The organism is Xylanibacter muris, from assembly GCF_013166605.1.
Classification (GTDB): Bacteria; Bacteroidota; Bacteroidia; order Bacteroidales; family Bacteroidaceae; genus Prevotella; species Prevotella muris.
In genome coordinates, this window is sequence record NZ_JABKKF010000001.1 from 528852 (window position 1) to 554229 (window position 25378).

Genomic DNA, 25378 nt, shown 5'->3' on the forward strand with positions numbered 1-25378 from the left:
CTTTTAAGGCATGCTTTATTATTTGCAGTGATTCATGTGGCAGTTGTAAGTATGATTTTTAAATCGGCTACGATTGGTATCCGACTTTATATCTTTTCTCCGTAGCATAGATCACCGGCATCTCCGAATCCTGGTACGATATACTTGTGACTGTTCATTTTCGGGTCAACAGCTCCGCACCATATTGTCGTGTTGTCGGGGAATGTGTGTTTGATGTGTTCTATTCCTTCCGGTGTGGCTATCACACAGGCAATATGTATGTGTCTTGGTGTCCCTTTCTGTATGAAAGCTTTGTATCCGAGTTCCATAGAGCCTCCGGTGGCAAGCATTGGATCTGCAATGATAAGGGTTTTATCCTCAACAGACGGAGCGGCAAGGTATTCGACATGAATGCCGACTTCGGTATGTTCTTCGTTTGTATATGTTCTGTATGCGCTTACGAAAGCGTTGTCGGCATGGTCGAAAATGTTGAGGAATCCTGTGTGGAACGGAAGGCCGGCGCGCAACACTGTTGCAATCACTACATTGTCTGTCGGAAGGTTTTCTGTAGCGGTTCCGAGAGGGGTTTCCACATCTTGCTTTGCATATCTGAAAGTCTTGCTGATTTCGTAAGCTTCTATCTCACCGATTCTCATAATGTTGTTGCGGAACAGCAGGCGGTTCTTCTGATAGTCCTTGTCGCGTATTTCTGCAAGGTATCTGTTTAAGACGGAATTTGTTTTATTGAAAATGTTAATCTGCATATACAGTGTTTATAAGTGTAAAATATTGATTATTATTGGTCTGTAAACGTAAAACCGTGCAAAAATAATGAAAATCCCTGTTTTTGCAAAGTGAGAGTTGCAAAACTATTGTTGCATGTTAGATTTTTTAATACTTTAACCTAAAAAGGTTTATAACCAGATATTTCAAGATATAAAATCTTTGCCCGAAATTTATTTTTTTACTAACTTTGCACCCGATTGATAAGATTATAATCAGTTGATAACTATTTTCAGAATAATATTCACAACTAAATACATTTAAATTAAAAATGGCAAAGTTTGATAAGTCAGTTTTAGAGAAGTATGGAATCACCGGTACTACCGAGGTTCTGTACAATCCTTCTTATGAGGAGTTGTTCGCTGAGGAGACAAAAGAAGGCCTCACAGGTTTTGACAAAGGTCAGGAGACAGAGCTTGGCGCTGTAAACGTGATGACCGGTGTTTATACAGGCCGTTCTCCTAAGGATAAGTTTATCGTTGACGATGAAAACTCTCACGGTACAGTATGGTGGACTTCTGATGAATATAAGAACGACAACCACCCTGCAACAAAAGAGTGCTGGGATGCTGTTAAGGAAATCGCAAAGAAAGAACTGTCTAATAAGAAGCTTTATGTAGTGGATGGTTTCTGCGGTGCCAACAAGGATACACGTATGAAAGTGCGTTTCATTGTTGAGGTGGCATGGCAGGCTCACTTCGTAACAAATATGTTTATCCGTCCACAGGATGAGGCTGACCTCGAGCAGGAGCCAGATTTTATCGTTTACAATGCTTCAAAAGCTAAGGTTGAAAACTACAAGGAGCTGGGTCTGAACTCAGAGACAGCTGTTGTATTCAACGTAACAAGCAAGGAGCAGGTAATCATCAACACTTGGTATGGCGGTGAGATGAAGAAGGGTATGTTCTCAATGATGAACTATTTCCTTCCGCTTAAGGGAATCGCTTCTATGCACTGCTCTGCAAACTGCGATATGAACGGTGAGAACACTGCAATATTCTTCGGACTCTCAGGTACAGGTAAGACAACATTGTCTACAGATCCGAAGCGTCGCCTTATCGGTGATGATGAGCACGGATGGGACGATAACGGTGTGTTTAATTTCGAGGGCGGTTGCTATGCAAAGGTTATCAACCTTGACAAGGAAAGTGAGCCTGATATCTACAATGCTATCAGACGTGACGCTCTTCTCGAGAATGTTACAGTGGCTGAGGACGGTAAGATTGACTTTGCAGATAAGAGTACTACGGAGAACACGCGTGTTTCTTATCCAATCAATCACATCAACAACATACAGCCGGGTTCATCAGCTCCTGCAGCAAAGCAGGTGATTTTCCTGTCTGCGGACGCATTCGGTGTTCTGCCTCCGGTATCTATCCTTACTCCTGAGCAGACAAAATATTACTTCTTGTCTGGTTTTACAGCAAAATTGGCAGGTACAGAACGTGGTATTACAGAGCCTACTCCTACATTCTCGGCTTGTTTCGGCCAGGCATTCCTCGAACTTCATCCGACAAAGTATGCTGAGGAACTTGTGAAGAAGATGGAGAAGAACGGTGCAAAGGCATATCTCGTGAATACAGGCTGGAACGGTACAGGTAAGCGTATATCCATCCGTGACACACGTGGTATAATCGATGCTATTCTCGGTGGCGACATAGACAAGGCTCCTACAAAGCAGATACCTATGTTCGACTTCACTGTTCCTACCGAACTTCCTGGAGTAGACACCAACATCCTCGACCCGCGTGACACATATACTGACGCTGCTCAGTGGGAAGAGAAAGCAAAGGATCTTGCCGCACGTTTTATCAAGAACTTTGCTAAATATGAAGGCAATGAGGCAGGTAAGGCTCTTGTTGCTGCAGGTCCGAAACTTTAATAGTGTATGGACTGTAATAGAAGAATAAAGGTTTTGATTTTTAAATAACATTATTTGAAGCCCGTCGGATTGTGAAATTCGGTGGGCTTTTACAATTGTATATGTTTTGTTTATCTGATAAATGGAATATGAAAATTTTTAAGCAACTGGTAAGTATTTTCGGCATCCGTCGTGAGGAGCGTATACCAGCATTGGTAGCGGGAATCCTGTTTGTGGCTTTGAATGCACTCATGATAATGAAATACCATGAACGCTTCACGTTGGGTGGAAATATCGGATTTTGGAGCGTATTCAGCAAGAGGTTTCTTGTCTCGGGATATGATATGTTCACTTACATGATACTTTCACGTTGGGGGCTTTACTATTCTCTTTACCGTCATCCGTTGCTTGCCGTGCTTCTGTATCCCGCTTATCTCTTCAACAGCTGGCAGATGGAGTATACCAGTTTTAACATGGCGGTTTATATAATGGGTGGTATTCTCGTATTCTGCGCTTTTTATTCATTTATCTTCATCTATCGTGTTTTACGGGAGATTATAGAATTGAAGCGCAATGATTCGCTTCTTCTTACAGCTTTTTTCTTTTCTTTCGGCCATGTGATGCTGACGGTGATGGTGCCGGATCATTTCTGTATGTCTATGTTTCTTCTGACTTTTACCATGTATGTTGTAGGACGTGCGATGAAGAATGGGACGACGATAGGCAGTGTCTTTCTCGGGCTCGTTTATCTTGTCTCTTCCGGTATCACTCTTACCAATGGTGTGAAGATACTTTTGGCCGGTGTATTTTCTAATGGGAAGCGTTTTTTCAGTTTCCGCAGCCTTATTGCATCTGTAGTCATACCCACTGCCGTTTTGGGAGGAATATATCTTGCGGTGCATTATCAGGTAGAGATTCCGACAGACCGTCTTAATGCTGCGCGTCTTAATGCAAAGATAAAGAAAGACAGTGTTTTTGCAGAGAAACTTAAGAAAGAACACAAATGGGTGAAAGAGCATATGGGCGAGCCGATAGCTGACAGCAAGCTGTTTGCATGGACGGATATGTCTACATCACGATGGAAGGCTGTGGCAGAAAATCTTTTCGGAGAGTCGATACAGCTTCATCAGGGCCATCTTCTTGAGGATACAAACCGCACACGTCCTGTCTATGTTTCCTATAAGTGGTGGTGGAGCTATGTTGTTGAGGCTTTTATTGTGTTGCTGTTCGTTCTTGGGATATGGTGCGGATGGCGTAGCGGTTTTTTCCGGATGTGTCTTTCCTGGTTTGGATTTGACATGCTTGTCAACATGGTAATAGGCTTTGGTATAATGGAGGTTTATATAATGAGCGGGCATTGGATTTTTATAATTCCTGTTGCCATAGGATTCCTGTTTAAATATACCTCACAAAGTAATGTGGCATGGCTTCGCGGACTGTTGCTGGTTGTCACGTTGTATCTTTGGATCTATAATGGAACTCTTATCACATCATATATGCTCAGGTGATTCAGGAAGGCATATCATGCCGGTAGGATTTGTCGGCATGATATGCTTTGTTATATTTATGCTCCGAAGTCGCCTTTCAGTGTTCGTTTTATGCGTCTTATGGCTTTGGCCATGAATGAGTTTGTTCGTCTGTAGTATTTTGTGAAGGCTTGTCTTGCAGTTGCGTTTTCCCTTATATCTGTTATCTTTACCACATCAAGCCGGTCTGTGTATAGATTTGACTGGTATAATCCGCCTCCTCCGCAGTTTGTTCCGCTTCCGTCAAATCCGTTGTTTTGTACGAGTGATTTGCCGGTGTTTAACGACAGTATGCCGGCAAGAAACAGTGATGCGTTCCATCTTATGGCCCATGAATTGTTCCTGCCTTCGGTCTGTCTTCTCAGCATTCGTGTGAATTTATAGTTGCCGTTGAAATCGAATGTATGTGTGAGTTTTCTTTCTTCAAGTTCTTTTAGGAGGGCTTTCCCGTCGGGATTGAAATGTTTCCATGCTCTTGACCATGTTCCCCATCCCCAGCTTCCTGTGAATTTTATCAGGAATGTGTCGGGCAGTGCGGGGTCGTTGGTGAAATCGTATGCCTGTATGTGTCCGATTTTAGGCTCGTCTTTATATGTGTCAAGAGCATCGTTCATAAATTGCAGGAAATATGGTGCCACAATGAGGTCATCTTCCAGCACAATAACTTTTCCATATCTGTTTATTATTTCAGTCACTCCGTCGATTATATTCCGTGCGAGTCCGTAGTTCTCGCATCTTTCAGTGATTGTGATATTGGCGAATCCGGTGATGTTGCGGATATATTCCCTTACCTTTGCAACATTATCGTAGTCGGTTTCATTTTTTGCAGCATCGGAGTAGATAAACAGTTCCGTTTGTTTTGCAATGTCATTGTTCTTCAGCGCCTCCACGGCCTGTTGTGTGTGGAGCGGTCTGTTGTATACGAATAGCAATATCGGAGATAAACTGTCCATTGTCATATATAGTTTGGTTTTTGTTTTGTGTTGTTTATTCTCGTGGTTATGACCTTTGGCGTATCTGCACATAACCTGAATACAATATTCATGTATTCTGATGCTTCTCCCGTTCTTCCGTGCATAACACTTTTAACGGCTTTTTTTATTCCTGCAAGCACGCTGTAACCGAAAGCTTTCCCGATGCTCAGGTTTATATTGGCATATTGGGATAGGAGATAGACATATTCCGAGTGCATAAATTGCCGGTGTGTGATCTGTCTGTATTCACGGTCATGGTAAGCTATTGCAGAGTGCATGAATCCGATTCTCAAGTGCCGGTATATTACGCGGTTGGCAAAGTCGATGTCTTCTCCATAGTGATAGAATAATGGGGAGAATCCTCCTGTCGTGCGCAGCACTTCCACGGGAATCATCCAGAAAGCCGCGTTCACAAACTGTACATCGGTTATTGTGCCGTTTGCCTTCCCGTCTTTTGCATAAAAGGCAAATCCTGCATCTTCACAGTCGCCTTTGCCGGTAATATGTGTAGGGGAGAGAATTCCGTAATCATGATGCTTCTCCATTTCCTTAGCCAGCTTCTCTATTGTATCAGGTTCAACCCAAGCATCCTGATTCATAAGGAAAACGTAGTCAAATCCTTCTTTTAAGGCAATTCTCATTCCAATATTGTTGGCACGTCCGAATCCGAGATTCTTGCCTGTGGGTATTATTCTTACTTCAGGATAGTTTCTGCGTATTATTTCCACTGTGTCGTCCTGTGAGCCGTTGTCTATTACAACGGCAGATACAGGTATGGTTGTCTTTCTCAGACTGTCGAGACACGGATTAAGCCACCTTTTGAAATTATATGAAACGATGATAACCAGAATTTTCATTGCCTATGTATATAAATCAGATACAAAAGTAATGAATAAATTCGACAAGGCCAACTGCATGGTGGATATAAAAGACAGTTTTGGCAAAATGATTTTTGTGGATGATGCAATTATTATTGTATTAATAATGTATTTTGTCATATTATTATGTAAATTTGTAGTTGTTTCTTAATATAATGTTTAAAGACTTATGACGATAAGAAATAGAATTCGAATGTTTGTATTCAAGATATTTAAAGCCATGCGTATATTGTATGGTAAGGTTATAGGATATGAAAAGCCGTCACCTGTTATTATGGAGAAGGATCGTAATAAGGTTTCCCGGTTAATATATGACATGCTGTCTGCAGACGGACCGTGTATGATAGCAAGGTTTGGAGCCAATGAGATGGGCTGTGTTCTGAACTATCTTGATGTAAAGAGGGGAATGCCTCCGTTATTGGATTATATTCGCGGTAAGTCCGGTGATTGGTGGTGGAGTGAGGGAAAGAAAGCATGTATGTATAATCAGGCAGGTTTCTTTCCTGTTGATGATGAAAGCCTTTCCCGGTTTTCGGAGATGATGCTTGATGATGCCCGTATGATGTCGTTGTGTGGAGTTCTTACATGTGAGATATATGACTTGCCGAAGTTGTACGCTTATATGGATGATCCGGAGTTTGTTCCTGTCGGCTTTCTCGATCCGTTTGTCGCCAATGTCCCGTGGAGCCGTGTTCTTGAGAACAAGCGTGTAGTGGTGGTGCATCCTTTTGCAGAGCTTATAGAAAGTCAGTATGCCAACCGCAGGAATCTTTTCAGTGACAGCCGTGTTTTACCGGACTTCACACTCCGTACTGTTAAAGCGGTGCAGAGTATAGGTGGAGGAGACGCTATTCGTTTTGACAACTGGTTTGAGGCTCTTGACTATATGAAGTCTGAGATAGACAAGCTTGACTATGATATTTGTCTTCTCGGGTGTGGGGCATACGGTTTTCCTTTGGCTGCCCATGTGTGCCGTACAGGCCGTAAGGCCGTTCATATAGGCGGTTCGCTTCAGTTGTTGTTCGGGATAAAAGGAAAGCGTTGGGAGAATCCTTCAGAGGCTGTACAGTTTGGTCTGCCGAGTGATTTTTATATAAAGCTGATGGATAATCCCTATTGGGTTCGTCCCACGAAATATCGTACGGATAAGAGTGACAAGGTAGAAGGCGGATGCTATTGGTGATGTCCGTCAGGCTTGCTGCGTTTGATTTTGGAGGTGATGAATTCCATGCATTCATCAAGAATCTTTACCTTTGCTACTTTCATTACGGCATAATAGCCTGCGGCAGCTGTCATTATGCGTATTGCAAGCAGTGCTCCGTTGTTATGGACGGCAAGAGTAATGAAATGGGTAGCTGTCATTACGGTGGCAGCGGCAAGTGCGAACGGCACGATGTCGCGTAGGAACATCATAATGGTATATCCTGTAAGACGGTATGTGATATATTGCCACACAAACATCCACAATATGTTCAGCATGGCATAGGCAATCACCATGTTGCGTATACCCAACGGCCATATTGTCATCATCAGTACCACCTGGGTGATACATAAGGCAAGTGTGCAGCGGAAATAAATGTCGGAGCGCCCCTTGCTTATCACCATGTTTGACAGAAGGGTGCATAGAGGCATTGTTGAACCGCCTATGCACAATATTTTCAGCAGTTGCGTGCTGGCAATCCATTGTTCCTTTATCGTAATGATAATCAATTCGTATGATATCAATGCCATTCCGAAGAGCAGGGGAAAGGATATGAAGGCTGTGAACCGCATCATTTTGCGCAGCGTGTTCAGTTGCCGTCCGGAGTCATTGTTTAGTCCTGCCAATACCGGCTGTGCCACCTGTTGCACCATGCCCTGCACGAGGAACGTGCCTTTGGTGTTCCATTGGTATGCCTGGTTGTAATGGCCGGTGTCGGTGGCGGAGAAGTGGCGTCCCAGCAGTATGTTAAGTATGTTGTTGTTTACGTGTATCAGTATGTTTGTTGCAAGTATCTTGCTGCTGAATGTAAACATGCTTTTGATTGGGGTGAAGTCTATGTTCATTGTCGGGCGCCATGGAGATAAGTGCCATGTCATAAGTGTGTTTACACCGACAAAGACTATTGTCTGGGTGGCGAGCGACCAGTAGCTCATGTCCAGCCACGCCATTGTCACTCCGATAATGCTTGATGACAGTATCGCGGTCATACCGGCGATGGCTTGTTGCTTCACCATAAGATTCTTGAAAAGATAGGCTGTCTGTGCCGTGCCGAAGCTTGATGCTATAATGCATAGGAATGCGTACCGGCATAATGGAATAAGCTTGGGATTGTGATAATATCCGGCAATGACAGGGGCACATATCCACAGAAGTGCATATAGTGACAGTCCCATAATGATGTTGAACCAGAAAACGGAGTTGTATTCCTTGTGCCCAGGATTGCGCATGTTGGCAAGTGCGGAGGTGAATCCGCTGTTCTGCAGTGTCGAGGCGATTAGCGGGAATATGCTTATCATGGCCATCATTCCATAGTCCTTTGGCGACAGAAGCCTGCCGAGGATGATTCCGAACACCAGTCCGATGAGTTGTTGTACACCGTTGTTCAGACCTCCCCAAAACATACCCTTTGCTGTTTTTTCCTTAAGTGTATCCATAGGCTGTAAAAAGCCGGCCATATTATGATATGCCTATAAATATGGTTTTGAATAATGGTCGATTCGACTTTTTATCCATAATGCGTAATATTGGCATTTCATAATATGGCCGGTTGTAGTTATTGTTTTGTGGGTGAAATGTTTGTGATTAGCAAACTTTGCTTCCCGGCTTTACATTCCTGAGTATTGTTGTCACGCTGAGATTGCCGTCAAAGTTCTCGGCTGACAGTATCATGCCCTGACTTTCTATGCCCATGAGCTTGCGTGGTGCAAGATTGGCGATGAACAACACATCCTTGCCGATAAGTTCTTCCGGCTCATAGAATTTGGCTATTCCGCTTACAATGGTACGGTCTGTGCCTGTGCCATCGTCTATTGTGAACTTAAGAAGCTTGTTTGCTTTCTTCACTTTCTCGCAGTTTTTGATATGTCCCACACGTATGTCGAGTTTTTCAAAATCGCTGAAGTCAACCGTGTCTTTTATCGGGTCGGCCTTGTATGCTGCGGCCTCGTTGGCTTTCTTAGTGTCTTCGAGTTTCTGCAGTTGCCTGTTTATTACCTCATCCTCAAGCTTTTCGAACAGCAGTTCCGGTTCACCCAACTGATGGCCGGCAGCCAGGAGGTTTGTTGAGCCAAGGTCTTGCCAGTTGAATTCGTTGATGTTGATCATCTTGCGCAGGCGGGCGCTGCTGAACGGCAGGAACGGCTCAAATGCAATGGCAAGGTTGGCTACAATTTGCAGGGATATATAGAGAATAGTCTCTACACGTCTCGGGTCTGTCTTCCAGACCTTCCACGGTTCACACTCTGTGATATAGCGGTTTCCGATACGTGCCAGGTTCATGGCCTCTTTCTGTGCATCGCGGAACTTGAATACGTTGAGGAGGTCTTCCACGTTTTTCTTCACGTCTTTAAACTCGTTGAGTGTGTTTTTGTCAACTTCCGTCAGTTCACCGCATTCCGGCACCACTCCGTTCCAGTATTTCTTTGTCAGTTGCAGTGCACGGTTTACAAAGTTTCCGTAAACGGCCACAAGTTCATTGTTGTTTCTTTCCTGGAAATCCTTCCATGTGAAGTTGTTGTCTTTTGTTTCCGGAGCGTTGGCGGTCAGCACATATCTGAGCACATCCTGCTTGCCCGGCATTTCTTCGAGATACTCATGAAGCCACACGGCCCAATTGCGTGATGTGCTTATCTTGTCGTTTTCGAGGTTCAGGAATTCGTTGGCAGGCACGTTTTCCGGTAGGATATACCCGCCGTGTGCTTTCAGCATTACGGGGAAGACTACACAATGAAACACGATATTGTCTTTTCCGATAAAGTGTATAAGGCGTGTTTCAGGGTCTTTCCACCATTTTTCCCATGTGTCAGGAAACAGTTCCTTTGTGTTTGATATATATCCGATGGGCGCATCGAACCATACGTACAGCACCTTTCCTTCTGCGTCTTCAACTGGAACGGGTATTCCCCAATCGAGATCTCGTGTCATAGCTCTGGGCTGAAGATCCATGTCGAGCCAACTCTTGCATTGTCCGTAAACGTTAGGCCGCCATTCTTTGTGTCCGTCAAGAATCCATTTTTTCAGCCACTGCTGGTATTCGTTGAGCGGAAGATACCAGTTCTTTGTCTTTTTCAACACAGGCTGTGAGCCGCTGATGGTGCTTTGCGGGTTGATAAGCTCTGTGGGGTCAAGATCGCTTCCGCACTTCTCACATTGGTCACCGTATGCTTTAGGGTTGTGGCAATGGGGGCATTCACCGGTTATATATCTGTCAGCAAGAAACTGATGTGCCTCTTCATCGTAGTATTGTTCTGTTTCTTTTTCTATCAGTTTGCCGTCATCGTAGAGCTTTTTGAAAAAGTCTGATGCAAGTTTGCTGTGAGTCTCGGATGTTGTACGGCTGTAGACATCGAATGATATTCCGAAATCCTCAAAACTTTTCTTTATCATAGAGTGGTATCGGTCCACCACGTCCTGCGGTGTGATGCCCTCTTTCTTTGCCCGTATTGTGATTGGCACACCGTGCTCGTCGCTACCTCCGATGAATATCACATCCTGTTTCTTAAGTCTCAGATAGCGTACGTATATGTCGGCCGGCACGTATACTCCGGCAAGATGGCCTATGTGTACACCGCCGTTTGCGTATGGCAGCGCGGCGGTGACGGTTGTTCTCTTAAAGTTCTTTTCTTCCATGTGTTGTATGTGTATGCTTTTTATTCGTGGTGCAAAGTTATTAAAATAAGGTGGAAGTACAAAATGAATTTATCCGTTTTTGCCTTTCCTCCGCCTCTTACACCGGTATGACTTTCATGATGTCCTTAAAATGCGATACCTTGGCAAGTCTTTCGTGCTCAAACTCTTGTGTGTGTTCGAGTTGCCATGTCACATGGAACGGTATATGTATGGCATAGGCTCCGACGGTTATTGCCGGTACTATGTCGCTTTTGAACGAGTTGCCCACCATTACCATTTCCTCCGGCGCGATGTCCATATTGCGGCACAGGTTGCGATAGGATAGCTCGGTTTTGTCGGACACAATCTCCACGTGGCTGAAATATCCCTCCAGCCCCGACCGGCGCAGCTTGTTCTCCTGGTCGAGCAGTTCGCCTTTTGTGAATACCGCAAGTCTGTACGCACCGCTGTCTTTCAGCTTTTCAAGTGTAGATATGACACCGTCAAGCGGAGTGCCCGGTAGATTCTGCAGGGCTTTACCCATTTCGGCAAGCTCTCCAATGGATTCTGCCTTTATTTCTCCATGGCTTATATTAATGGCACATTCTATGACAGAGAGTGTGAATGCCTTGCATCCGTAACCCAACACCGGCATGTTTGCAGCCTCGGTGGCGAACAGTGCCGATGATATCTCATCGTGTGTTCCCCATGGACTGAGCATGTCGCAGAGCCTGTTCTCGACCTTTTCAAAATATGACTGACAGTCCCACAGTGTGTCGTCGGCATCAAAAACTATTGCTTGTATGTTATTGAATGTTTTCATCTGGTGTAATTGCGGTATGGTATTTGGAAAAAACGCACGGTGCGTGCCGATGGTCACCAAGGTAATCCATAGGACATGCACCGTGCGTAACGGTTTGCAAAGATACGAATTATTTTCCGTATTACGGATGTTTAAAGCTATTGCTTCATTGTTTTTGTTTTGAAAGTCTTGCTCAACTTGCCTGCCTTCACTTTAAGCGTAACGTTGCCGCCCTCGGTCTTGCTCCGTAAAATCACCTGCATGCGTCCGTAGCGCATAGGTTTTGTGCTTACGTTGAGGAACAGATCATTGGTATAGTGGTCGGCATTGTCGATGGCGAGCAGCGTGGCCTGTCCGTCCACGCTTACGGTCAGCGGCTCGTTGAAGTCTATGGCCCTGCGTCCTTTCTTGTCCACGGCCGTGACGTTGAGATACTGCAGGTCTGTGCCGTCGGCTTTCCATTCCGTTGACTCTTGTTCAATATGCAGTGCCACGGCCTTTCCTGCCGTTTCCATTTTGTGGCGTGCCACAATCTTTCCTGAAACATCGCGTGCTATTGCCTCTATGGAGCCACCGTTTCCGTAGCTTACGTTTGACCAGAGGATAGAGTTTTTCTGGTCCTTGCGAGTCTCGTTGTTTTCTTTTGTGCCGATGCTTTTCCCGTTTACAATAAGTTCCACGGAATGGGCGTTTGTATAAGTCACTATATTCTGTTTGCTTCCGGCTTTAAAGTTCCAATGGTCGAGTATCGACGGGCGTCCGACAATCACGTCGTTCCAGTTCACGCTTTCGCCTCCCTTGCTGTCTATCACTCCTATGCGCACCAGCGGCTCACCGGCCTTAAATGCGGAGCGTATAAGATAGGCTTGCGGATACGGGTGCACCGTATGGTCGAAGAAAGAGTAGTTCCAGCCTTTCTTTGGCCAGGAATTCGATTCTCCCCAGTATTCGATAGAACCCCAGTATGCCATTCCCACATTGCGTTCATGGTTCATGTTGTGGAACGGTTCGAGCATCTTTGATGTTTCCGCCTCGCTTTGGAATATTATCATGTCCGGTTTATATTTCATGTATGCCTCATACTTGTCGGACTGATAGTTTAGCGAAGCTATTTCCGTTGCGCAGCTCAGTTCCGGTGGAACGAGATAGTCTTCGAAATCCTTGTCTTTCCTTGTTATCGCTCCTGCCCGTGCGGGGAACATGCCGACTGTGGTGAGGCGGGTGTTGTCAAACCTTTTCACTGTCTGGTCGAAAATCCTGTATGTGGTCACTCCCCAGTCGTTCATGCCGGTGAATCCTGTCCAGCCCTCACGTATCTGAAGTTCGTTTCCGAGGCTCCACAGGATGACGCTCGGGCGGTTGCGGTCGCGCTTTATCCATTCCGGTATCAGCTTGTGCCATATATTTGTGAACGGTTGCCGTCCGCCCCAGTAGTCGTTGTCGCTCCATTTGTCTATAAGCTCGTCTACAATAATCATTCCCACCCTGTCGGCAATACGTGCGAAACTCTCGCTGTATGGATTGTGTGAGCACCGTATGGTGTTGTATCCGAATTCTTTCAGTTTGAGCATCATTCTTTCTATGCCTCTGTCGTAGCATGCCGCTCCGAGAGCCCCGAGGTCATGGTGTCCGGAATTCCCCTTTAGGAAAATCTTTTCTCCGTTGAGCCTGAAGCCGAATTCGGGTGAAAATTCGAGTTTGCGTATGCCGAATGTCTCGTTCAGGCTGTCGACAGCAGTTCCGTTAGAATAGACAACCACTTCTGCGTTATAAAGGTAAGGCGTGTCCGGTGACCATAGTTTTGGAGCTGTCACTTCTATTTCCGGCAGTTTCACTTCCGTACATGTCTGATGTGTATGCTTCGGCATGCCACTTTCAGATGTGCCTATCGTGTGTCCGTCGGCATCTTTCAGTCTTGTCTGTATCCTTACGTTCTGTTTCTGCCATCCGTCTACTTCCACCTGTACGCATACCTTAGCTCTTTCGCGGCTGATTTCCGGAGTCGTGATAAATACCCCGTGTCGTGCGATATGGGTAGGATTTGATACTTTCAGATATACATCCCTGAAAAGTCCTCCTCCTGTGTACCACCGTGAGCCTTTTTTCGGGCCGGTTGACGCATACACGGCAATCACATTGTCGTTGTTGAAGCGGAGGTATGGGGTAAGGTCTGCCTCGAATCCTACATAACCGTAATCTGTCGATGCAATCTTATGTCCGTTGATGTACACATCACCGAAATATATCAGTCCCCCTATATCAAGCGTTATTCTCATGCCGTTCAATGCCGGATCCGGCCGGAAGGTTTTCCTGTACCATCCCCGGCACATGGGCTTGAAGCCCCGTGCGCCTCCTGTGTTCCGGTTCCACGGTTGTTCAAACTGGAAGTCGTGCGGAAGGTCGAGTGTCCTCCATCCTGAGTCATCAAACGCAGGATCTGCAAAATCCGTTTTCTTGTCGTTGTCTGTCACAAGGTGGAATTTCCATCCGAAGTTAAACAGTGTCTTTTGTTTTCCCGTAAAGTTCGCAAGAGGTCTGTTGCGCTGTTCTTTCTTTTCTTTCACATCCTTATACTGGGCATGTGCGGGCAGGCTACACCCCAGTGATAAGGCAAATACGGCTGTTACGAATAGTTTTCTCATTGTATGAATTTGTATTTTAATTGTTTACAAGCAGATAGAACATCAACGCAAAATCCTGGTCGTTGGCGTAGGCGTCTGCGAAGTGTGTCTTTTCGCCGTTCACTCTTTTTGGATACACGAATGCGCATGTCGCGCGTCCGTCTTCGAAGAAAAGACAGAGGTTGTTACGTACTATGTTTTTGGCCAGTTCCTGATATTTTGTCTTGCCGGTGGCAATGGCATAATAATGATATGCTCCGGCTGTTATCGTACTCCAATAATGCGGGTATACGTCTCCCCATGTCTGTCGTTTGCCGAACCAGTATCCGTCCCAGTGCCGTATGGCAATTCCGTTCATTCGGAATGACGGTTGTCCGCCGGCGAAGGCCTCAAGGGCCGGAAGCATCAGTTCCGCTCCATTGAGGTATTTCTTTTCTTTTGTCTCGAGATACAGCTCGCACAGGAATTGTACTGCGGGGGCTATTATGCTTTGCTCGTAGTTTACTTCATGGTGCGGGAAGTCGAGGCCGCGTGAGACAAATCCGTTACCCACTTTACGGAAATTGCTTAACAGCGTGTCTCGTTCGGCAGTCATTCCGGCCTTTCCGAGAGCCTTCAGACCGGTTGTCACTGGATAGTCTATGCAGTAGAAATTGTGTCCGAACTGTCGGAAAAGGGCTTTCATTGTGCCGTATCCGTTGCGCGCATAGTCTTTATTTCCCGTGATGTCATACATTCTGAACCAGAAGTCTGCCACCCAGGCATAGTTGTATCCTCTGTTTTTCGTCTGTCGTCTTACATTGGATGTCGTTTTATAGTTGTGGTCCTGCAGTTTGCGTATAAATGCCGCGTATCTGCTCAGTGATTCAAGAAGTGCGGCAGACGGATTTTTTTTATAATATTCGGCAAGGAATATTCCCATGCCGACACGCTCGCGTCCCTCATCGAGGTCACTACGTCCGAAGTCGTTGGAGAGTATACTGTCTCCCTCGTTGTCGTAAACCATATACGCGCCATGACGCGGGTCGGCAGGATTATCCATCTGCTGTCGGGCTGTGATAAAGTCTGCCCGTTTTTCAATAAGTTTGTCTTCTCCTGATACGGCAAGAATGTCTGCCCATGTATGCCGGCCTTCGGAATACTTATATGTCATTCGTATTTCACCGATACGGGTGATTTTCTGTCTTATCGTTTTTGTCTCTCTGGCAGAGCGGAAAGTAATCTCGGCCGTTTCTCCTTTCTCGTAAACATATTTTGGTGCAGATACTATTACTCCCCCGCGATTTATCACCTTCTCGTCGAAATCTCCTCCGTTGTGAGTGAATATTCTCCAGCTCAGTTTGTATTTTCTTCCCGATTCTATTTTCATGTCGGGTACGTTCATTGTTATTATTCCGCGGAAGTTTGACAAGCCTTTCTTTTTGTCACGTTCCAATATTTCGTAGCTGTCAATGGCGCCTTCTGTGACAATCATTCCAATATGTGGCCCGTGTCCGTTCATGCGCATGGCTTTCACCCATGCGGCGGAGCCTCCTGCCCATACGTGTGCATTGCAGCGTGATGTCATGCATGTGGAGGCGTCGGGATAGTTGTCGTTCCATGGTGTGAAGATGCCGATGTCTGATAAGGCGACGGTTTTGCCGGATATGTTCATAAATTCATATTCTTCTACCAGATCACCGTTGTCGGTATATCGTTTTATATTTATCTTTATGTTGCCCGTACGGTATATAAGGGTATTTCTTGTTTTTCCCGAAGGATGGTCCCAACTGTGTTTCACACCATCTATGGAAAGGAATCCGAGTCCCCAGGCGTATTTGCTGCCGACCCATTCATATTGTGTCCTGTCGGGATTTATTATCCAGTTCATGTTGTCTGAAGCGGATATCGAGATAATGCCTCCGGTAATGTCAGACACTTTATAACTCACTTCCCCTGCATATGAATGCAGACATAAAAGTAGATGGATGATTAGGAATACTGCACATTTGGGTTTTACGTTTAATTTCATAATTAAGTAATGCTTTTACAATATAAATGTAATTGATTTGTTTTAAGACTCTGGATTTTTACGGATGCAAAGATAGGTAAAACAGTATTTACTGGCGGACATTTATGTTGAAAATAAGGGTTACAGATGTTGAAAACCCTTTGTTTGCGGCCGTTTATGGGCATTATGTATGAAGCATAGCGCACAGACTTGAGATCTATCTTGGCCCGAACCGGGTAAAATACTCCGGCCGGTTTTGTGTTCTCGGAAAAATGATGTATTTTTGCAATGTAAACGCTGTATGGCAGAACACATAAATTATATAGTAAAGATATGACACAGGAAGAAAAAGCAAGTATCGAGGGTAAGATAGTGGATGTTCTGAAAACTGTATACGATCCGGAAATACCGGTGAACATCTACGACCTCGGCCTGATATATAAGGTAGATCTGAAAGACGACGGTGATGTGGACGTTGATATGACATTCACTGCTCCCTCATGTCCGGCAGCAGATTTCATACTTGAGGACGTACGTCAGAAAGTAGACGGGGTCGAGGGTGTGCGTAATGCCAATATAAACCTCGTGTTTGAGCCTGTATGGGATCAGAGCATGATGACCGAGGAGGCACGTGTCGAGCTTGGCTTCGACTGATAATATGTGGATAACCTGTCGCGATGATGTCAGTGGCAGGAGATCCGTTTTATATCAATGTTATCCGTGTAAGAATATGAAGAACGTTTATTTCCTTTCCGACGCCCATCTCGGCTCGTTGGCCATAGATCACGGCCGGATGCATGAGCGCAGACTTGTGAGTTTTCTCGACAGTATCAAGGACAAGGCTGCCGCAGTATACCTTTTGGGTGATATATTTGATTTTTGGTATGAGTACAGGTATGTGGTGCCGAAAGGATACACGCGTTTTCTCGGAAAGCTGTCGGAACTTACCGATATGGGGATTGAGGTGCATTTCTTCACCGGCAATCATGATATATGGGCATACGGATATTTGGAGAAAGAGTGTGGAGTGGTGATTCACCGCCAGCCCCTTACCACGGAGATATACGGTAAGGTGTTTTTTATGGCGCATGGCGACGGACTTGGAGACCCTGATCCGAAGTTCAAGTTCTTGCGGGCGATGTTTCACAACAGTATATGTCAGATACTGTTTTCCGCGATGCATCCGCGATGGGCTATGTGGCTTGGACAGACATGGGCAAAACACAGCCGTATGAAGAGAATGAACGGAGAGGAACCGGCATATATGGGAGAGAACAGGGAGCATCTGGTGCTGTTTACCAGAAGATATATACAGCATCATTCCAATGTCGACTATTTCATCTATGGTCACCGCCACATCGAACTCGACCTGCAGCTTACTAAAAAGGCGCGTGTAATGATACTTGGCGACTGGATAACACAGTTCACATACGCCGTGTTTGACGGAGAGCACATGTTTCTTGAAGAGTTTGTGGAGGGAGAGTCCCGTCCTTGACTTGGCATGGCGGGAATAATAGATTATGAGAAGGACAGCGACGTGGGGAAATGGATTTGCATGACGCGTCAGGTATAACAAAAACTAAATACAAAAAGAGAAGCAATGAAATCGTTTATCAATGTAGATGACATCGGCAGGCTTGATAAGGCCCTTGCCGAGGCAATGGAGATAAAGAACGACCGTTTTAAATATCAGTGTCTGGGGAAAAACAAAACCCTGCTTATGATATTCTTCAACAACAGTCTGCGCACAAGACTAAGCACCCAGAAGGCAGCTATGAATCTCGGCATGAACGTTATTGTGCTTGATGTGAACGCGGGAGCATGGAAATTAGAGACTGAGCGTGGGGTTATAATGGACGGTGACAAGAGTGAGCATCTTCTTGAGGCAATTCCGGTTATGGGAAGCTATTGCGATATTATAGGGGTGCGGAGCTTTGCCGGACTTACAGACCGCGAGTACGACTATGCGGAGACGGTGCTTAATCAGTTTATAAAGTACAGCGGGCGTCCGGTGTTTGCCATGGAGACAGCCACAGTACACCCTCTTCAGGCGTTTGCCGACCTTATAACCATAGATGAATACAAGACTGTTGCCCGTCCGAAAGTGGTTCTGTCGTGGGCACCGCATTGCCGTGCGCTTCCTCAGGCCGTTCCGAATTCGTTTGCACAGTGGATGAATGCGGCCGATGTGGACTTTGTGATCACACATCCAGAGGGTTATGAGCTTGATCCGGTGTTTGCCGGAGGCGCGCGTGTGGAGTATGACCAGATGAAGGCCCTCGAAGGAGCTGACTTCGTATATGCGAAAAACTGGAGCTGTCCTGGGGTGACACGTCCCGACGACTATGGAAAGATACTAAGCAGGGATATGTCATGGACTATAGACAGAAGTCACATGGCTGTGACGAATAATGCAAAGTTCATGCACTGTCTGCCGGTGCGACGCGGTCTTATCGTTACCGATGATGTGATAGAAGGACCGGACTCGATAGTCATTCCCGAAGCCGCCAACCGCGAGATATCTTGTTCGGTGGTTATCAGACGTATGCTTGAGGCAATGTAGGGCTTGTATTCCTGCAGGAAGTCTGTGAAGGAAGGTATATGAATAATAAAAAACGGTGCCGTCTCACTAAAAAGCAGACGGCACCGTTTTTTTATTCTTTACCTGTGAATCTTGTTTCCAGACTGTTATCTGCCCTTTATGGCAATGTTTCTGGTAATTATACCCTTGTCGGTAGCCATGCGCACGGTGTATATTCCGGGACGCAGGCCGGAGAAGTCCTTGCCGTCAGTTTCTGCAATCTTTATGCCGTTGAGGCTGTAAACGCTCACTTTGCCAATCTTTCCTGTTGCGGCTATTCCACCGATATCTGCCGGATCCTCGTTGAGTGCCGGCATGAATATCACTTCTCCGAGACGTTGGTCGTCGTTCTTGTGGAATATCACGGTCTCTATGCTTTCCCTGTCCTGTTTATCCACGCTTTTCCAGTAGTTGCCTTGCGCGTATACCGTTTTCGTGGAGTTGTTATACAGGTCGTATGCGCTGCCGCTGTTACTGTTGTTGAGAAAGACATTCATTCCGGGATTATAGTCTTCGGCATCTTTATCCTCCGTCTTTCCGAGATTTATATTCTTGCCTCCAATCACAGTCACTCCCCATAGGTTGCCTTCAATATGGTTTCCCGTTATCATTGTTGTCTGTGTCATTTGCGGGTCGTAGATGTTTATTCCGCTTCCACCGTTGTTCGGGTTTGTCTCATATTTGTTGTTAATCAGTAAGTTGTTTCTGATTATTGCTTTCTGCTCGCAATATACGGCCACTCCGAATCGGCAGTCTCTTATCTCGTTGCTCTCGATGATGGTATTCATATCGCCTGTCATGCCGATGAGGTTTGACACCACGATGCCTCCGACCATATTGTATGCCGGGTTGCCGGTAATCCGGCAGTTGCGAACCGTGACGTTGCCTGCCGTCGTGAGATTAATCTGCGGGGTGTTGAGATTTGATGTGCCGTTGCCTTTGAATACGCAGTTTTCCAATGTTATGGGGTTGGCATAGTTGGCGGCACCTCCGATGCCGCTGCGCATGCATTCCTCGAAGATGCAGTCGCTTACGTTGAATGCCGCACCGCTTGTGCCCAGTCCTAATGCCGATGAGCCGGACACACCGTTGTGTCTTTTGAATGTGCATCCGGAAACGTCAAGTCCGTATGTCCCGAAGTTTTTCAGACCGGCATATTCAAAGTCTATGTTTGAAAATGAGGTCGTGGAATGATCATTGTCCACAAATATTCCGTAAGGTTTTGCCGTTTCGTCTGCAGCCGTGAAGACCACACGCTCCCCGGCGTCGAATTTTGCCTCGCAGGAGATTCTCAGCTGTACGCCGTCGGCCATGAGAACCTTTATGCCGCTTTCTATTTCAAATCTGTCGCCCGCGGCGATTTCAACGTTATTTGCCATCGTGAATGTCTGTCCCTCTTTCGTTACCCCGCTTCCAACCGTATCGGCAAGCTTGCTCAATGTCCATGTGGTACCGTTGCCGTTTGTCTTGAAGTCACCAGCAAGTGCTGATACTGCTGACAATAATGCTGTCAGCATAATGAATACAGTCTTTTTCATGTTCTTTTCTTTTGTTTATAATATAAAAATAAGATATGTAATATCTCTTGTATATTGAGGTTAATACACGGCAGACCGGCACGGTGGGAACTTTTCATATTGTTGGGGTCCGCCTATCTTATGCAAATATAGTGCAAACCGAACGCAATGAAACTTGTTTCAAATTGCTGAGGTGCCGCCTATCTTATGCAAAGATACAACATTTCCTATATCTTTTTACTAAATGTGTAAAGATAATACTATAATCAGTATGTTTGCGGAAAACAAACTGTAAATGTTAAAAGTGTATGTAGCCTACATACAGAGTGTATTCAGCCTATATACACTGTGTATTCAGCCTACATACACTTTAAGGGCATGCTATGCATGGAACAGGGATATGGAAACGGTTAAAAATAATAGGAGTGATTATTTTTAATAACTGTCTGATTCTCCATATAGAGTTATTAAAAATATATCACTCCTATGACAAGTGTATGTCTTATGGAAATACTCTGTTTTGAAACAAAACAGTTATTTCAACACCTTCTTACCGCCTGTTATATACAGTCCGTGTCCCATAACGCTTATGTCGTCTCCGAGGTAGCGTCCGTCGATGGAATATACTCGTGTGCCGGCAGTCTGGCTGTTGCCGTTTGTCAGGCTTTCGATACCGTCTGTAACCGGTTTGGAAACTCTCACTTCGTCAAGGAACTGACGCATGGAGGAAGCGAATTTCAGTCGTCCTTTGCCACTGACTGTTATTTTCAACTCGCATTTCTTCCATTCTTGATTAACGATGTCGAACGTACCGAGTATTGTCTCCTCTCCGGTCACGCTGCTTATGAAAGATACGGTCATGGTACTTTCCTCGTTTGCCCACGGACCGGCAAGACATGTAAGTTCCGCTCCTTGTTCCGCTTCGAATTCAGGAGAGGTCAAGGAACCCGGTGTGCTTTTTGTGCCAAAGCGTGCGCATTGTGCGCCGGCATACTGTTTTATTCCGCTCCAGCCGTTGAGGTCGGTTATCAGGGCGTCTCCTCCCTGGCCTTGCCAAATTCCGTCGTTGCCACCGGTGCTTGAATTCTCGTCGAAGGTCTCCAGCAGCAAGTAGTCGTCGCGCTCTATAGCCGTATTTGAAAACTTGAATGAAATGTTTCCGTTGTCATCGAGCGTTATGTCTGACAACGATTTTCCCACACACTTGTGTCCATTGGCATCAGGCGCATACCACAGCGGTTTTGGGAAAGAAATGCTGTTCAGACTGTTGTTTTCGTTGTAAGGAAACAGGTCTCCGGCCAGATCTTCCTTCGAAGTGCCGTCAGAATTGTCAGCGTGGAATATAGTGCAGCGTTGCCGCTTTTCATTATTGTTTACGGTATTGTCATTCCATACGGAAGCATCGTAGTCCACATGCAACGCCATGAGTCCCGATGCCGGCTGTGCCGCATCCCAGCCTGTCTGTTTGCGGTTTTCGAACATTATGAACTCATCGTTGTTGCCGCTGTTATATATTATATAGGCATTGCCGCCCTGGCTCAGGGGCTTGAGGTCTGTGATTTGAGTGTTTTCTGTGAGTTCGACAGGAGTAATCCATCCGGCCACCCATTTCTCGTAGGCGGTGTAGCCGGAAGGCGTGTAGCCACCGTTGTTGTAGCTTCCGTAGTCCATGAGGTCCCACACGTCCATTCCGAAGTTCTTTGTGCCGAACTGTGATGTGTCGTACATGTCGGGATAGCCGAGACAATGAGAGAATTCATGACAGATTGTTCCGATGCCGTCAACAACTTCCTTAAAGTCGTTCTCGTTGTCTAAGGTCATTTCACAACTGCATGCGTAGGTGTCTATCTTTACATTGTCGAGTGTAATGGACCGGCCGTAGTCGCTTTCATCCAAAGTCCACTTATGGGGCCATATCGTGTTTGCCGAGCCTCCTGACGCTTCGCCAAAACCGGCATAAAGCGCGAAGACCTGGTCAACTTCACCGTCACCGTCCCAGTCGTAATCGGCAAAATTCACACTGCCGTCGATGGCCTTGCATGCCTCGGCCACCATCTCGCCAACGTGGGCATCACCGCTGATGCCGACATTTTTTCCGTAATAGGCATACGGGTTTGGCATTGTCACCGGACCGACGACGTCGAAATCGACCTCGAGTCTTCCAAGACTCTGATCCTTGAAATAATCCTTCACGCTACCGTTGAAACCGTCGGGAGTAGTGAATCCTGGTTCGTTGGCAAGTCTTTTGTAGAAATTCAGGTCATGCTCTTCTTTGAAAGCCTTGTCTTCAAACTGCACAAGAATTATCAGGCCTTTCTTCTTTCCCTCATAAACCTTGCCTGTTCCGCCTGCAAGTTTCATTGTCCTCGCCCGGTTGCCCCTGTCGAATATTTTTCTGCGTGCCTTGGCGTAGGCTGTGAGGGATTCTTTGTCGGTTTTCCTGTAGATGCCGTCTGTATCGGCCACATAGCAGTCGCCTTGCTCGGTCTGGTAGAAGTGCACCATATCATCTCCCTGAAGGCAGGCGCGTACCTGACTGCCGTCGGCCAGTTTCAGGTTCTTCCATATTCCACGCTTTGCAGGTACGGCAAAGGTGCCGGCAGCTAAAGCAAATAGGATAAAAACAGATAAGATTCTTTTCATAATGGTATTATTGAAAAATACGGCTTTCGGTATGCTGTATGGTAAAGCATGCCGAAAGCCGGTTGCGGTGATTTATTTAAGAACAGGTATCTTTATCGATACTGATGTGCCGTCTGTATGGCTCACAGTGATGATGTATATACCCTTTACAAGTGTCGAGAGATCGACGGTAGCCTCGTTGTTCCCGTTGCTTCCGCTCATGACTGTACGTCCGTTGAGGTCGCAGACCCTGATGCTTCCGATGGTCTTCTCTGTTTTCACGGTCAGTGTGTTTCCGTTGAGCATGATTCCTGATTTTCCGTCCTTGCTTAACGAGACGGATGATGTCTTGCCCATGATCATGTATACAGGTATCTTGGTGTAGCGGTTTAGCGGGTCGTTGCCGGTTATCTCGATATAAGCCTCGTAGATTCCGTCGTTGAGATTCTGCGGTGCGAAGCCTACCGTAACGTTTCCAGTGTTGCCCGGAGCCACTTCCACTGTTTCTTTGTCTATGTTGAGCCAGTTGATGGCCGGTGTGCGGTTGCCTGTCACATTGGCACGTATACAGTAGTTATAGTTCAATCCAAGATCGGCCATTGACCACCATGTAGAGCCACCGATGTTTACAAGGTCACCGAAGCCGGTGTTTGCCGGTCCCTCATCGGTGCCGATGTAGTAGCCATTGGCGTTTATCTGGTTCATCTTTACTCCTATCCAAAGGTCGGTGCGTCCGATTTCCACAGGTTTGTCGAGAACGACATGGTTCCATGAATCTTCTTTAGCAGTGAAAGCCTGTTCGGTAATGAGTTCTCCGCATTTTGTCTGTTTGTCTTGTCCGTATATCACGATGCTTGTGCTTTTTGGTAGGTCACCGATAAATACGTCTACGCTGCTGATTGTCATTCCTTCAAGATTAGAGAGCATGGATCCAGGATACATATTGGCAAATGTTGCACTGTTGGCGTTTCCTATACCTATGCAGTCGTATATGTCTGTGTCATATTTCAGTACATATTGTGTGGCGGCGTCTCTTGTCGGTGCCATACGTCTGTCTGCTGTTTTCTTCGCTGTCTTGAATATGCCTTTGAAGCCGTTCTTGGGAGCGTTTCCTGAGATCTTGCTTGAAGGGTAGTCCGGCAACATGTAGTCGAATGATATGTTGGCTTTGAGTGTGCCGTTTCCGTTGTTGCTCAGTTTCAGTCCTGTTTCCGCACCGTTGTCTGTTATCTGTTGCTCTATGAAAGTCTTGTCTATGGCTGCTATCGGATCCTCGGGAGTCGCTTTCACGATAATGGTATAGTCTTCAACCTCTCCGTTATAGAATGATTCTGCAGGACTTGGAGTATAATAATAAGGTACGGCTACGATACGCATGAGGTGCTCTCCGATCACGGCAAAGTCGGGAACGCTTATTTCTGCCACAGCTGTCGCACCGTTTTCATCAGCATTGAAAGAGCTAAAGGTTACGGCTTCGTTTTTGCTGAATACATGGTCACCGTTCCAGTCAATGAATACACCGAGTGCCGGTTGATAGTCTGTAGACTTGATGGTGATGTTGAGCGTCTGTTTTTCTCCTAAGGTGATGGTTGTTTTCTTGTCTTTATAGTCGCTGTATGTTGAGCCTTCGCTTGTGTTGTTGATGTCACCGAGTTTCACTTCCGTGATTTTTATCACATTAGGTACACGCACAAAGCATTCCGGGTATTCGCCCACAACAGGAGGCTCAACGGTCATGTCGGCCGTCTCGTATGATTTCTTCTCATCACCGGGAGTCACGTTTCTTACGGTGATTTTGTGTTTCCGGCTACAGTCCACACGGGTGTTGAATGTGTATTTGTAGTAGTCGAACGGTTCGATTGAGGTATTAACGTCCTCGGTGGCTACAAGCTCTCCGTCGACATAAAGTTCAAGTCTTGCGTCATCGATGGTGTTTTCACCTATGTTTGTAATTTCCACCTGAACCTTTTCATATTTTCCGGATGCGGTTGGCGAAGGTGTCATGAAGCGTTCTATTTGCAATGCCTTCTTCGCGTTGTGTGTTCCATTGCCGTAAAGACAGAAGGCGCAGCCCATTTGACCGCTGTATTCCTCATTTATGATGTCTTTCTGGAAAGCGGACTGACCGCCAACGGTAAACACGGCAAACCAACATGACGGTTTGTCACCCATATCCTTCGCGTTGATTTGTATGAAACCGTGCTCCAGGTTTATTTCCTGTCCGAGTGGGGCCTTGAATTCGTAGATGTTTGTATAACCGGAACTTTCGTCTCCAATCTGGACTCTTGTCTTTTCACCGATAATCTCGATGTCTTTCTGCATTACGCATTTGCCGGGAAGCCCGTCGTCGCCTTCCTCGTATATCCCTATGGTGAATGTCACAGGTTTCTGCATTTCAAGGTTTTCGTCCATATTGCCGCGTTCGTTGCAATAT

General features: G+C 46.0%; 17 protein-coding genes. 6 read left to right on the forward strand and 11 right to left on the reverse strand.

Going from position 1 to position 25378, the window contains the following annotated elements; genetic code table 11:
- Positions 1-86 precede the first annotated feature (86 nt).
- Positions 87-743, reverse strand: a complete 657-nt coding sequence (gene upp / locus HPS56_RS01865; RefSeq protein WP_172272912.1) for a uracil phosphoribosyltransferase — start codon at positions 741-743, stop codon at positions 87-89.
- 290 nt (positions 744-1033) lie between these two features.
- Here upp and pckA point away from each other — a divergent pair, with 290 nt between their 5' ends.
- Together pckA and HPS56_RS01875 are read left to right on the forward strand one after the other, a co-directional pair.
- Positions 1034-2644: a phosphoenolpyruvate carboxykinase (ATP) gene (pckA, locus tag HPS56_RS01870; RefSeq protein ID WP_172272915.1), complete on the forward strand. Its 1611-nt coding sequence runs from the start codon at positions 1034-1036 to the stop codon at positions 2642-2644.
- Between the two features lie 128 nt (positions 2645-2772).
- On the forward strand, positions 2773-4131 hold the full coding sequence (locus HPS56_RS01875; protein ID WP_172272918.1) for a DUF6080 domain-containing protein: 1359 nt from the start codon (positions 2773-2775) through the stop codon (positions 4129-4131).
- 56 nt (positions 4132-4187) lie between these two features.
- Here HPS56_RS01875 and HPS56_RS01880 read toward each other — a convergent pair whose 3' ends face one another.
- Both HPS56_RS01880 and HPS56_RS01885 read right to left on the reverse strand, forming a co-directional pair.
- Complete coding sequence (locus HPS56_RS01880) at positions 4188-5102, reverse strand: glycosyltransferase family protein (RefSeq protein WP_172272921.1); 915 nt, start codon at positions 5100-5102, stop codon at positions 4188-4190.
- A 2-nt stretch (positions 5103-5104) separates the two neighbouring features.
- On the reverse strand, positions 5105-5980 hold the full coding sequence (locus HPS56_RS01885; protein ID WP_172272923.1) for a glycosyltransferase family 2 protein: 876 nt from the start codon (positions 5978-5980) through the stop codon (positions 5105-5107).
- Positions 5981-6221: 241 nt separating this feature from the next.
- On the opposite strand from HPS56_RS01885, the gene HPS56_RS01890 reads away from it, so the two are divergent.
- Positions 6222-7184, forward strand: coding sequence for a hypothetical protein (locus HPS56_RS01890; protein ID WP_172272926.1), 963 nt, complete (start codon positions 6222-6224; stop codon positions 7182-7184).
- On the opposite strand, the gene HPS56_RS01895 is transcribed toward HPS56_RS01890, so the two are convergent.
- From HPS56_RS01895 to HPS56_RS01915, 5 genes are all read right to left on the reverse strand, one after another.
- Positions 7175-8638: a lipopolysaccharide biosynthesis protein gene (locus HPS56_RS01895; protein ID WP_172272929.1), complete on the reverse strand. Its 1464-nt coding sequence runs from the start codon at positions 8636-8638 to the stop codon at positions 7175-7177. The genes HPS56_RS01890 and HPS56_RS01895 overlap by 10 nt on opposite strands.
- A 148-nt stretch (positions 8639-8786) precedes the next feature.
- On the reverse strand, positions 8787-10832 hold the full coding sequence (gene metG, locus HPS56_RS01900; RefSeq protein WP_172272947.1) for a methionine--tRNA ligase: 2046 nt from the start codon (positions 10830-10832) through the stop codon (positions 8787-8789).
- Between the two features lie 97 nt (positions 10833-10929).
- On the reverse strand, positions 10930-11634 hold the full coding sequence (locus HPS56_RS01905) for an HAD family hydrolase (protein WP_172272950.1): 705 nt from the start codon (positions 11632-11634) through the stop codon (positions 10930-10932).
- Positions 11635-11771: 137 nt separating this feature from the next.
- On the reverse strand, positions 11772-14255 hold the full coding sequence (locus HPS56_RS01910) for a glycoside hydrolase family 2 TIM barrel-domain containing protein (protein WP_172272953.1): 2484 nt from the start codon (positions 14253-14255) through the stop codon (positions 11772-11774).
- A gap of 16 nt (positions 14256-14271) precedes the next feature.
- Positions 14272-16245 (reverse strand): six-hairpin glycosidase, encoded by a 1974-nt coding sequence (locus HPS56_RS01915; RefSeq protein WP_172272956.1) that lies wholly within the window; start codon positions 16243-16245, stop codon positions 14272-14274.
- Positions 16246-16557: 312 nt separating this feature from the next.
- Between HPS56_RS01915 and HPS56_RS01920 the strand changes: the two genes are divergently transcribed.
- From HPS56_RS01920 to HPS56_RS01930, 3 genes are all read left to right on the forward strand, one after another.
- Complete coding sequence (locus tag HPS56_RS01920) at positions 16558-16878, forward strand: metal-sulfur cluster assembly factor (protein ID WP_172272975.1); 321 nt, start codon at positions 16558-16560, stop codon at positions 16876-16878.
- A gap of 76 nt (positions 16879-16954) precedes the next feature.
- Complete coding sequence (locus HPS56_RS01925) at positions 16955-17719, forward strand: UDP-2,3-diacylglucosamine diphosphatase (protein WP_172272978.1); 765 nt, start codon at positions 16955-16957, stop codon at positions 17717-17719.
- Positions 17720-17824: 105 nt separating this feature from the next.
- Positions 17825-18787: a Rossmann-fold NAD(P)-binding domain-containing protein gene (locus HPS56_RS01930; RefSeq protein ID WP_172272981.1), complete on the forward strand. Its 963-nt coding sequence runs from the start codon at positions 17825-17827 to the stop codon at positions 18785-18787.
- Positions 18788-18912: 125 nt separating this feature from the next.
- On the opposite strand, the gene HPS56_RS01935 is transcribed toward HPS56_RS01930, so the two are convergent.
- The 3 genes from HPS56_RS01935 to HPS56_RS01945 form a co-directional block, all read right to left on the reverse strand.
- Positions 18913-20343 carry a NosD domain-containing protein gene (locus tag HPS56_RS01935; RefSeq protein ID WP_172272984.1) on the reverse strand — a complete coding sequence of 477 codons (1431 nt, stop codon included), beginning with the start codon at positions 20341-20343 and terminating at the stop codon, positions 18913-18915.
- Between the two features lie 513 nt (positions 20344-20856).
- Complete coding sequence (locus HPS56_RS01940) at positions 20857-22965, reverse strand: M6 family metalloprotease domain-containing protein (RefSeq protein WP_172272987.1); 2109 nt, start codon at positions 22963-22965, stop codon at positions 20857-20859.
- Between the two features lie 72 nt (positions 22966-23037).
- Positions 23038-25356 carry a GEVED domain-containing protein gene (locus HPS56_RS01945; protein WP_172272990.1) on the reverse strand — a complete coding sequence of 773 codons (2319 nt, stop codon included), beginning with the start codon at positions 25354-25356 and terminating at the stop codon, positions 23038-23040.
- Positions 25357-25378 lie beyond the last annotated feature (22 nt).